Annotated in this window: 11 protein-coding genes; 9 read left to right on the top strand and 2 right to left on the bottom strand. The window is 37.9% G+C overall.

Annotated features, from left to right (window positions below):
• Positions 1 to 77: 77 nt before the first annotated feature.
• Together dcd and AC4JOV_RS12475 are read right to left on the bottom strand one after the other, a co-directional pair.
• The gene (gene dcd / locus AC4JOV_RS12480; protein ID WP_229937256.1) at positions 78 to 644 is read right to left on the bottom strand and encodes a dCTP deaminase; all 567 of its coding nucleotides are present in this window, start codon (positions 642 to 644) and stop codon (positions 78 to 80) included.
• Between the two features lie 8 nt (positions 645 to 652).
• Positions 653 to 1,465 carry a peptidylprolyl isomerase gene (locus tag AC4JOV_RS12475; RefSeq protein ID WP_229937257.1) on the bottom strand — a complete coding sequence of 271 codons (813 nt, stop codon included), beginning with the start codon at positions 1,463 to 1,465 and terminating at the stop codon, positions 653 to 655.
• Between the two features lie 155 nt (positions 1,466 to 1,620).
• Between AC4JOV_RS12475 and AC4JOV_RS12470 the strand changes: the two genes are divergently transcribed.
• The 9 genes from AC4JOV_RS12470 (at position 1,621) to AC4JOV_RS12430 (ending at position 10,023) form a co-directional block, all read left to right on the top strand.
• Positions 1,621 to 1,962, top strand: coding sequence for a MarR family EPS-associated transcriptional regulator (locus tag AC4JOV_RS12470; protein ID WP_229937258.1), 342 nt, complete (start codon positions 1,621 to 1,623; stop codon positions 1,960 to 1,962).
• Entirely contained in the window at positions 1,959 to 2,834 is an 876-nt protein-coding gene (gene rfbA / locus AC4JOV_RS12465) for a glucose-1-phosphate thymidylyltransferase RfbA (protein ID WP_229937259.1), read from the top strand. Before AC4JOV_RS12470 ends, rfbA begins: the two co-directional genes overlap by 4 nt.
• The gene (gene rfbB / locus AC4JOV_RS12460; protein WP_229937260.1) at positions 2,827 to 3,855 is read left to right on the top strand and encodes a dTDP-glucose 4,6-dehydratase; all 1,029 of its coding nucleotides are present in this window, start codon (positions 2,827 to 2,829) and stop codon (positions 3,853 to 3,855) included. Before rfbA ends, rfbB begins: the two co-directional genes overlap by 8 nt.
• Positions 3,848 to 4,921 carry a DegT/DnrJ/EryC1/StrS family aminotransferase gene (locus AC4JOV_RS12455; RefSeq protein WP_229937261.1) on the top strand — a complete coding sequence of 358 codons (1,074 nt, stop codon included), beginning with the start codon at positions 3,848 to 3,850 and terminating at the stop codon, positions 4,919 to 4,921. The genes rfbB and AC4JOV_RS12455 overlap by 8 nt, the downstream gene beginning before the upstream one ends.
• A complete protein-coding gene (locus tag AC4JOV_RS12450) occupies positions 4,918 to 5,628 on the top strand; it encodes a WbqC family protein (RefSeq protein ID WP_229937262.1) in 711 nt (236 codons plus the stop codon). The genes AC4JOV_RS12455 and AC4JOV_RS12450 overlap by 4 nt, the downstream gene beginning before the upstream one ends.
• On the top strand, positions 5,629 to 6,924 hold the full coding sequence (locus AC4JOV_RS12445; RefSeq protein WP_229937263.1) for a polysaccharide pyruvyl transferase family protein: 1,296 nt from the start codon (positions 5,629 to 5,631) through the stop codon (positions 6,922 to 6,924).
• Between the two features lie 7 nt (positions 6,925 to 6,931).
• Positions 6,932 to 7,372 (top strand): GNAT family N-acetyltransferase, encoded by a 441-nt coding sequence (locus AC4JOV_RS12440; protein ID WP_229937264.1) that lies wholly within the window; start codon positions 6,932 to 6,934, stop codon positions 7,370 to 7,372.
• Between the two features lie 162 nt (positions 7,373 to 7,534).
• A complete protein-coding gene (locus tag AC4JOV_RS12435; RefSeq protein ID WP_229937265.1) occupies positions 7,535 to 8,980 on the top strand; it encodes a lipopolysaccharide biosynthesis protein in 1,446 nt (481 codons plus the stop codon).
• A complete protein-coding gene (locus AC4JOV_RS12430; RefSeq protein ID WP_229937266.1) occupies positions 8,977 to 10,023 on the top strand; it encodes a glycosyltransferase family 2 protein in 1,047 nt (348 codons plus the stop codon). The genes AC4JOV_RS12435 and AC4JOV_RS12430 overlap by 4 nt, the downstream gene beginning before the upstream one ends.
• Position 10,024 lies beyond the last annotated feature (1 nt).

Genomic DNA, 10,024 nt, shown 5'->3' with positions numbered 1-10,024 from the left:
GGTTTAATGGGTAGAAAGTTTATTAAGGGATAGGATCTCTTTTACGTATAACGCAATGTCACGTTATACGTAAATTTTTAGGATTCTTTAAGAATTCTCGGAAGAGTGATTCCTCTCTGACTTTGATACTTTCCTTTACGGTCAGAGTAGGTGGTTTCACACTGCTCATCTCCCTCTAAAAAGAGTACCTGGGCGATACCCTCATTGGCATAGATCTTTGCAGGAAGCGGTGTTGTGTTGGAGATCTCTATCGTGATATGCCCCTCAAACCCCGGTTCAAACGGTGTGACGTTGACGATGATCCCGCATCTGGCATAGGTACTTTTCCCCAGACAGATAGCCAGGGTGTCACTAGGCATTTTGAAATACTCTACCGTACGTGCCAAGGCAAAAGAGTTAGGCGGCACGATACAGACATCACCTTTATAGTCTACGACATTGTTTTCATTGAAGTCTTTAGGGTCTACCACTTCTGCATTGATGTTGGTAAATATCTTAAACTCATCTGCTACTCTGATGTCATAGCCATAAGAACTCAGTCCGTAACTTACTACACCTTCACCCACCAATCCTTCACAAAAAGGGGTGATCATTTCTTCATTCAGTGATTTATCACGTATCCATTTATCGGATTTCAGTCCCATACTTTTCCTTATTTTCTTATAAATTCAATAACTGCACCGGTACGCATCTTTTTGAAGTAGTCTTTGAGTGCTTTTTCCCGTTGTTCCTGTTGCCATTTACCTGCAAGTACCGGTTTTACCTGTTCAAATGCTATTTGTGCCTGACCGTTTTTGGATTCTACTCTATAGACGATATATCTATCCCCTGCATTAAGAGGCTGTGTAAATCCTCCGGTTGGTGTCTGAAGCATCATCTGAAGCATTGTTGGATTGAGCGCAGCGGTATCCAGTTCCTGGGCTTTCCCCTCAACTCCCTCTTGCCTCTTCATAAGCTGTTCCAGCCCTTTTTTTGTGGATGCACTATACTCGGTTACAGAGATCGTGGCAGGTATCATAAACTCGTTTTGATGCTCTTGGTAGTAAGCCATCAGTTTTTCATCTGTTGCCTGAGGCATCTCTCTGGCTACTTTCTGAGCAAAGAATTTCTCTTTTTTCATCGCCTTTTGTATGCTTGTGCGGTATTGCGTCCACGAGGTGCCTTGCTCTTTGAGGACCTTCTGCATTTTAGAGACACTGATATTGTTCTGTTTTGCGATCATCTCAATTTTTTTGTCCACATCACTTTCGGGTACATGAATATCCCTGATAGCAATCTGCTGGAGTCTGTCCTGTATCAAAATGTCGATCGCCTCTTTTTTGGAGACATCCATCTGTTCTCTTACTGCACGGATCTCGGCAGTGGTAATCGCTTCACCATCCACAGTGACTGCGATGGCATCCAGTACTTTCGCTTCAGAAAGAGAAAAAAGCAGGCTTAGTAAAAGTGTGATTTTTTTTAGCATTGAATGATCAGTCCCGATTTAATTTTAAAAATTATAGCATAAAGGGGTAAAAGTTACAGGGATAAGTAATTTGTTGTCTGAATCATTTGACATAAGATATGAAAAAGTATACAATATTCATTCAATCATTGAATGAATATTACATAAGAGTTTTTATGCAAGTAACACCGGAAGAGAAAGATCACCTGCAGGTGATGCAACATATCGAGAGATGCAGTTCCCAAAAAGAGTTGGCACAGAATGTAGGTTTCAGTGTAGGGAAGGTGAACTATGTCGTCAAGGCACTGCTCGAAAAAGGCTATGTGAAGATGAACAAGTTCGTCAAAGCTGAAGACAAAAGAGCCTACCGTTACCTCCTCACCAAAGCAGGACTGAAAAAGAAAATCGGTCTAACCGAAGCGTTTATCGAGATTAAAAAGCGAGAGTATGAGGTGTTGCAGGAAAGTTTAGAGAAAGATAAGAATTTATATGAAAACGATACAGGAGAAGGAGAGTGAAAGGGATTATTTTAGCGGGAGGAAGCGGTACCAGATTATACCCTATCACTAAAAGTATCAGTAAGCAGCTGCTTCCTATTTATGACAAACCTATGATCTACTATCCTCTATCTGTTTTGATGTTAGCCGGAATTACTGAGATACTTATCATCACGACCCCTGAAGATGAAGGGAAGTTTCAAGAGCTTTTAGGAGATGGAAGTGATTGGGGGATAAGACTGGAGTATAAAGCACAGCCTTCACCGGAAGGACTCGCCCAGGCTTTTATCCTGGGAGAAGAGTTTATCGGCGAGGATAGTGTCTGCTTGATCCTGGGTGATAATATCTTTTATGGTAGCGGGCTTCGGCCTATGGTGCAAGATGCAGCTCAGTTGCAGAATGGTGCTATCGTATTTGGTTACCAGGTAAAAGATCCGGAACGTTTTGGAGTGGTTGAATTTGATCAGGAGAGAAATGCGATCAGTATCGAAGAAAAACCGCAAGATCCAAAGTCACATTTTGCTGTTACAGGGCTCTATTTTTATGATAATGATGTGATAGAGATAGCAAAAAAAGTGAAGCCCTCAGAGAGGGGAGAGCTGGAAATTACTTCGATTAATCAAGAGTACCTTAAGAGAGGCAAGCTTAAAGTGCAACTGCTTGGACGTGGGTTTGCATGGCTGGATACGGGAACACATGAGAGTCTTATAGATGCAGGACAGTTTGTCCAGACGATTGAAAAGAGACAGGGGTACAAGATCGCTTGTCTGGAAGAGATTGCCTATAATCATGGATGGATCACTAAAGAAAAGGTATTGGAAATAGCCAAACCATTGAGTAAAAACAGTTATGGAGAATATCTTCAAGACCTTGTGAAAGAGAAACATGTCTAATCCAACAACTAAAACGATATTGGTGACAGGAGGGGCAGGATTTATAGGGTCGAACTTTCTTCCCTATTTTTTAGAAAAGTATCCTCACTATAAGCTGGTCAATCTTGATCTTTTAACCTATGCAGGAAATCTTGAAAACCTAAAAGAGGTAGAAGATCATCCCAGGTATCAATTTGTCCAAGGAGATATCTGTGACAGGGAACTGGTTGAAAAGGTTTTTGTGGAGTATGATATCCGGGGTGTGATCCACTTCGCGGCTGAAAGCCATGTAGATAACTCTATCAAAAATCCTGGAGTATTTATCGAGACTAACGTGAATGGAACCTTTACACTCATTGATGTAGCCTATAAGAAGTGGATGGAGCGACCTTTTGTATACAAAGATGCCTATAGAGGATGCCGTTTTCATCACATCTCAACGGATGAGGTTTATGGAAGTCTAGGAAAAACCGGGTTTTTTACTGAAACTACCCCCTATGCCCCCAACTCACCTTACTCAGCATCTAAAGCCTCAAGCGATATGATTGTTCGCAGTTATCATCATACCTATGGGATGGATACGGTTATTACAAACTGTTCCAATAACTACGGCCCAAAACAGCACGATGAAAAACTGATACCTACGATCATCCGTAATGCACTTTCAGGTAATACAATTCCTATCTATGGGGATGGGAACAATATCCGTGATTGGCTTTATGTACTCGACCACTGCAAGGGGATCGACTTGGCTTATCATAAAGGGAGCAGTGGTGAGGTGTACAATATCGGTGGAAAGAATGAACGCACGAACAACTATATCGCACAGCAGGTTTGCAGTATCCTTGATGAGCTAAGGCCAAAAGAAAACAGCAGTTATAGAGAACAGATCACTTATGTCGAAGACAGGGCAGGGCATGATAGGCGCTATGCAATCGATGCTACCAAGATAGAGCGTGAGCTTGGATGGAAAGCTGAAGAGAATTTTGAGAGCGGGATTGTTAAGACCGTGCAGTGGTATTTAGGGCGGTATCATGATTAATGTAACCAAAACCCACCTCCCCGATAAGGATAAATATAAAGCATATGTGGATGAGATCTATGCGAATGGCTGGGTGACGAATAATGGACCACTGGTAAGAAAACTTGAACAAAGGCTTGCAGCGTATCTTGGCGTGAAGCATATCGTTTTGGTTGCCAATGGGACGGCAGCCTTGGAAATCGCATACAGAACACTTGGTTTAAGTAAAGAAGCTATCACCACACCTTTTTCTTTTGTCGCAACAACAAGCTCTTTGGTGACCAATGGGATCAAGCCGGTTTTTGCAGATATAGACCCTGACACTTTCAATCTAAACCCGGACAATATAGAAGCGTTGATCACTCCCGATACGCAAGCGATCGTTCCGGTCCATGTCTTCGGAAATGCCTGCGAAGTAGAAAGAATAGGAAAGATTGCAGATCAATATGGTTTGAAAGTCGTTTACGATGCTGCACACGCATTCGGTGTGAACTATAAAGGAGAGAGTATTCTTAACTATGGTGATATCTCGACGCTCAGTTTCCATGCAACCAAGCTTTTTCATACAATTGAAGGCGGAGCACTGATCATCAATGATGACAGTCTAGTAGAAAAAGCACGATACCTTATCAATTTTGGTATAAAAAATCCGGAGTCTATTCCTGAGCTTGGAACCAATGCCAAGATGAACGAATTTGAAGCGGCAATGGGATTGTGTATGCTTGATGAGATGGACGTCATAAATAAAAAAAGACAGGAAGTATATGACTTATATAAAAAAGAGTTATATGGCATAGTGAAGTTTCAAAAACAAAATGAATATGATACGCAAAACTATAGCTATTGTCCGGTAGTATTTAAGAGTGAAGAAGAACTTCTGAAGGTGCAAAAAGCATTAAATGAAAAAGAGATTTTCCCACGAAGGTATTTTTATCCCTCTCTTGATACTTTGGAGTATATTGAAGCAAAACAAAAGTGTGAAAATTCAAGAGATATTTCAAAGAGGATACTTTGTTTACCACTTTATAGTGAACTAGCATATAAAGATCAAATGGCAATTATAAAAACAGTGAAAGGGCAGTTATGACATTAGCTATTATGCAGCCCTATTTATGCCCATATATTGGATATTGGCAACTTATCAATGCCGTAGATACATTTATCGTGTATGATAATATTCAATTCTCTAAAAAGGGTTGGTTCCATAGAAATAATATTTTGGTTAATGGGCAAAAAACATTATTTTCTATACCCATAAAAAAAGATTCTGATTATTTAGATGTGAAAGATCGGTTTTTATCTGAAACCTCATATCAACAGATTGATAAAATGTTTAGACAAATACAAAGTAGTTACAGAAAGGCTCCATATTTTGATGAAGTATATCCATTGATTCAAAAGATTTTTTTGTTTGAGGGAAAAAATTTATTTGATTATATCTATCACTCTATTGTTGAGGTATGTAAATTTTTAGAAATAGATACTAAAATAATCATATCATCAACGATAAATATAGACCATACTCTAAAATCTCAAGATAAGGTTATCGCGCTCAATAAAGCAGTGGGTGCCAATAGATATATCAATCCGATAGGTGGAGTGGAGTTGTATGATAAAAATGTGTTTAGCTCTGAAAATATAGAGCTTCTATTTTTAAAATCTGATTTACCAGAGTATAAACAATTTAACTACGATTTCATCCCATATCTATCTATCATTGATATCCTTATGTTTAATAGTAAAAGTGAGATAAAAGAGATGTTAAATCAATATACATTAACAGGGAACGATTAGATGAATATATTAATTATAGGACAGTGTACACTTCATTGGGGTAGAATGGAGTTTGGGAATATTGGAAATTATTATATTATTGAACCATTTGTGAGAGAACTCTACAAAGTGTTTCCAAATGCCAAGATCAAAACAACCATGCAAATGAGTGAAAGGTTTCAAAAGGATGAAAGCGTTGAGTGCTTGCCAATGGAACTTTACTATGGTTGGCGTGAAGATGATTTGGATATAGCTCTAAGTGAGTTGGCAAGTGCAGACATATATAGAAAAACAGGTACGCTGCCAAAGGAAACACCATATATAAGAGAGGTAAAGTGGGCGGACTTGGTCATAGACTTTAGTGGTGATATATGGGGAGATAATGCGGACTTTTTAGGTAAAGACAGGTTTTTAATAGGGCTTATCAAGGATAGAGTTCCTCAGTTATTAGGTAAAAAGACTGTTATGCTTGCAGGCTCACCAGGGCCATTCAAAAATCAAAAAGTAAAAGAGTTTGCTAAAGAAGTATATGAAAACTTTGATTTAGTTACCAATAGAGAGCCTCTTAGTATAGATCTGATGAATAAAGAAGGGTTTAATACATCAAATACCAAAAGCTTGGCTTGTCCAGCATTTATATTCGAACCTGCAAAAGGTGAAAAGGTAAATCAACTTATAAAAGCCGAAGGTCTGAATAGCAATAGACCAAAAGTTGGATTTATCTTATGTGGATGGAACTTTACTCTAGGACCATTTGATAAAGAAAAACGAGAAGACAGTGAGTTCACTCAATTTGCAGAAGCAATAGAATTTATATCTGAAGAGTTGGGTTTGGATGTATATCTTATGTCTCACTCGAACGGTTTCCCGATACCTCCAAAAGAGTTTAAGTTAATACACGGTAGAGATTACCCTATCATAAAACAGCTCCAGCAAGTGGTGCATAAACGAGGAATCGCTAAAAACGTATATGCACTGGATGGCATATATGATACTTGGGAAACTAAGGCCATACTTGGAAACTTTGACATGCTTGTAAGCGGTAGGGTTCACGGTGCAGTAGGTGGACTTTCTCAATGTGTACCAACCGTTATCATAGATTACGGACATGAACCTAAAGCACATAAAATTATGGGATTTGCAACTGTTGCAGGGGTGGAAGAGTATGTCGCTGATCCAGCTATCAAGGAAGATATTATCGGTAAAATCAAAAAATGTTGGAATAATAATATTCAGTATAAAGAATTTTTAGAGAAAAAAATTCCTGAGGTAAAAAACAAGGCTCAAGAAAATTTCAATTTACTAAAGAAACTTTAAAACTCAAATGTATATAGAACATATAAAAAATAAACAAAAGCAAAGAATTTATGCTCTTTTACTGAAAATTAAAGACTACTATATTCCTTCTTTATCTGAGCAAGTAAGCTCACTTGAAAATTATGCAGAGAAGTTAGCTAATAATGCTCAAACCTTTATAGCGCAAGATGAAGGAGATGATATAGGTATAGTGTCAATGTATTGTAATGACTTAGAAACGAAAGTAGCTTTTATATCTACTTTTGGAGTTAAGATAAATTATAGTGGCAAAAACGTTGCAAAAGAGTTATTAAATAGTGCGTTAAAACATTTAAATAAAATTGACTTTAGGATAGTTAACTTAGAAGTAAATCAATATAATGAACGTGCAATTCAATTTTATAAAAAAAATGGTTTTACAGTTATTGAAAAAAGAAACAATTCGTACATTATGAGACTTTTCTTATAAAACGATGGAGGTAAGTATTGTATGATATAGATGATAGTTTTATAGAGTATCATAAAGATGAAATTAGTAATACTGACAATATCACTATAGTAGGAGATTCTGGTTTAGAGTCTAGAGAGACAATAGAAGTAAATATATGATAAATAAAGAGAATAGTACTAAATGAGTCTAGCTAAAAAAACTACTATAGGTATTGCGTGGAACTTTGCAGAACAGTTAGCACGGCGTGGGATCAGCGTTGTTGTAACGTTGATACTAGCATACTTCTTAGCTCCTGAAGACTATGGGCTCGTAGCGATGATGGCTGTCTTTTTGGCACTTGGATCTACATTGATGGAGTCAGGTTTCAAGGCAGCGCTTATTCGCATGAAGGATACCCGTCAGATTGACTTTGACACTGCTTTTTATGCGAATATTGCTTTGGGAATATTGAGTTATGGAGTGCTTTTTGTAGTGGCTCCATATATAGCAGAATTTTATGAAGAACCCAGGCTGATAGAGTTGGTACGTGTGGCATCTTTGGCAGTCATTATACATTCATTTCAGGTGGTGCAGGTAGCTACTTTGAGCCGGGAGTTAAACTTTAAAGCCCAGCTGAAAGCTAATCTGCCTGCTGTGACAATCTCCAGTATTGTTGCTGTTGTCTTGGCGTATCTCGAGTTTGGCGTGTGGGTACTAGTGGCTCAGATGTTAGTCTCAGCTCTGCTTTTGACATTGTTTTTGTGGCTACAGGGACTTTGGCGACCTACTATGAGCTTTAGTGTTATATCGCTTAAGAGTATGTACAACTTTGGCTATAAGCTTTTTCTCTCAGGTATCCTTGATACTGTTTTTAGAAATCTTTATGTGATAGTGATCGCCAAGATTTTCAGTGCATCTGTAGCGGGCTTGTATTTTTTTGCTGAAAAGATAAAAGAGCTTGTGATATCTCAGCTTGTGACTTCTGTACAGACAGTAACCTATCCTGCATTGGCTACGATGCAAGATGATAATAAAAGGCTCAAACAAGGGTACAAAAAAGTGATAGGCGTGACGACTTTTTTGCTCTTTCCCGCGATGCTGTTTTTGGCAGCATTGGCAGAACCTTTGTTTGAGTTTTTGTTGCCTCAAAAGTGGTGGAGTGCGGTGGTATATTTACAGCTAATGAGCGTAGCCGGGCTTATGTACCCACTTCATGCGATAAACCTCAATATCCTCAAAGTCAAAGGTAGGTCAGATCTATTTTTGTACTTAGAAATTCTTAAAAAGATTTTGATCGTGATGATACTCTCGATTAGTATAAAGTTTGGAATCATGGGGATATTAATAGGTCAGATCATTAGTTCATTTTTGGCATATGTGCCAAACAGCTATTACTCTGCTAAGCTCATAGACTATGGTATTAAAGAGCAGATAGCTGACTTCACCCCTGTGATGCTGCTCAGTAGTGGTGTTGCATTGGTAGTCTACACTTTGCAACTATGGGTGCAATGGAGAAGCTGGGCAGAGCTGGTAGCATTTGGAAGTATGGCGGTATTGCTGTATTTGACAGGAGCGCATATCCTGAAACTGCATGCGTATGAGATGGCAAAAGAACTAGTGATGAAAAAGATGAGAGGAAGAAGGTGAGAGAGCTAAGAACAGAGGAAGAGATCATACAAAACTGGAAAGGTGATCTAAATAAACCTGTAGTCAGTGTGTGCTGTATCACTTATAACCATGAACTGTATATCGAAGATGCACTAGAGGGTTTTTTAATACAAGAGACAGATTTCCCTTTTGAGATACTCATACATGATGATGCATCTACCGACCGTACGGCAGATATCATTCGAGAGTATGAGGCGAAGTACCCGAAGCTTATTAAGCCAATTTATCAAGTGGAAAATCAGTATTCTAAAGGGTATACGATGAATCCAACCTTTAACTTCCCTAGAGCACAGGGAGAGTTTATTGCACTTTGTGAGGGGGATGATTATTGGACAGATGCTGAAAAGTTGCAGGTTCAGGTAGGTTTATTAAGTCGCTATTTCAAACTAAATATTAGTATTCATCCGGCTGAAATGGATGATGTTGTAAATAATCATAAAACTATTAAATACTATCATGGAAATGAAGAAAAAATATTAAATGGTTTTGATGCGATCGCTTCTTTGTCTCAATTTGCTCCGACAGCATCATATTTATTTAGGAGTCGAGCTCTAAAGGATATGCCAGAATGGTTTTTCAAAGAAAAATTGCCGTTTGGGGACTATTTTATAGAAGCAATTATTGGAAAAAATGGGTTGGCATACTTACCAAAAACAATGAGTGTATATCGTAGAAATGTATCTGGCTCATATACTATAAATACAAAAAAGATGACAAATGATAAAGTAATCGAGCGATTTGAACAAGTGATACATTTAACTAAAATGATGAAACAGATGAGAGACATTCCCGGTGAAGCAGTAGATTTAAGAATAAAAAATATTCATTGTGACTATTTAAATATGGCGTTATATAGGAAATCGTATCCACTATATCAATCAATATATAATCATGCATATAAAAATAATATTTTATTAAAATTAAGATATAGCGTACCATCGAAAAATAGATTATACTTTTATACTTATATCTATTTTTATTCATTTTTAACTTCAGTTAAAAATATACTAAGGAAACCATAAA

The organism is Sulfurovum sp. MH2-6 (genome assembly GCF_058374785.1).
This window is presented reverse-complemented; position numbering and strand designations above follow the sequence as displayed.

What these genes read in the sequence shown, in the direction of transcription:
- dcd (WP_229937256.1), bottom strand. Translation starts at nt 644, where the DNA reads ATGGGACTGAAATCCGATAAATGGATACGTGATAAATCACTGAATGAA.
- AC4JOV_RS12475 (WP_229937257.1), bottom strand. Translation starts at nt 1,465, where the DNA reads ATGCTAAAAAAAATCACACTTTTACTAAGCCTGCTTTTTTCTCTTTCT.
- AC4JOV_RS12470 (WP_229937258.1), top strand. Translation starts at nt 1,621, where the DNA reads ATGCAAGTAACACCGGAAGAGAAAGATCACCTGCAGGTGATGCAACAT.
- rfbB (WP_229937260.1), top strand. Translation starts at nt 2,827, where the DNA reads ATGTCTAATCCAACAACTAAAACGATATTGGTGACAGGAGGGGCAGGA.
- AC4JOV_RS12455 (WP_229937261.1), top strand. Translation starts at nt 3,848, where the DNA reads ATGATTAATGTAACCAAAACCCACCTCCCCGATAAGGATAAATATAAA.
- AC4JOV_RS12450 (WP_229937262.1), top strand. Translation starts at nt 4,918, where the DNA reads ATGACATTAGCTATTATGCAGCCCTATTTATGCCCATATATTGGATAT.
- AC4JOV_RS12445 (WP_229937263.1), top strand. Translation starts at nt 5,629, where the DNA reads ATGAATATATTAATTATAGGACAGTGTACACTTCATTGGGGTAGAATG.
- AC4JOV_RS12440 (WP_229937264.1), top strand. Translation starts at nt 6,932, where the DNA reads ATGTATATAGAACATATAAAAAATAAACAAAAGCAAAGAATTTATGCT.
- AC4JOV_RS12435 (WP_229937265.1), top strand. Translation starts at nt 7,535, where the DNA reads ATGAGTCTAGCTAAAAAAACTACTATAGGTATTGCGTGGAACTTTGCA.